The 467-nt window shown below is 64.2% G+C and carries 1 protein-coding gene; it reads left to right on the top strand.

All coding sequences use genetic code 11. From position 1 onward, the window contains the following. The coding region (locus tag RM572_RS29065; protein WP_311676347.1) for a hypothetical protein at positions 1 to 467 on the top strand (467 nt) is incomplete at both ends.

Here is a 467-nt window from a genome sequence, read left to right as displayed (position 1 = left end):
ACTATGTCGGGATCACCGACTTCGGTGACTATCAACCGGCCGATGAGCCCACGGCCTGGATGATGGCGCCAGTCGGCCCACCCGGCCGGGTTGAGGGCGTACTCGCCCTGCAGTTCCCGATCTCCAAGATCAACCGGCTCATGACGGCCGACAAACAATGGGAAACCGCCGGGATGGGTGCGACCGGCGAGACGTTCGTGGTCGGTCCCGACGGTTTGATGCGGTCCGATTCACGACTGTTCCTGGAGAATCCGGAGAAGTTCGAACGCGACGTCATCGATGCCGGCACCCCACCGGCGGTGGCGGCGAAATCACTCCGTCAACACGGAACCACGCTGGTCCAGCCGGTCGAGACGACAGCGACCCGGTTGGCCCTGCGCGGCCAGAGCGGCACCGTGATCGAGGACGACTACCTGGGCAATGAGACGCTGCAGGCCTACGCACCGGTCAGTCTGCAAGGTCTGAAC

This window comes from Streptomyces hazeniae (assembly GCF_031845485.1).
Lineage (GTDB): Bacteria > Actinomycetota > Actinomycetes > Streptomycetales > Streptomycetaceae > Streptomyces > Streptomyces hazeniae.
Note: the sequence above shows the minus strand (reverse complement) of the source record. Positions and strands in the feature narration are given on the sequence as shown.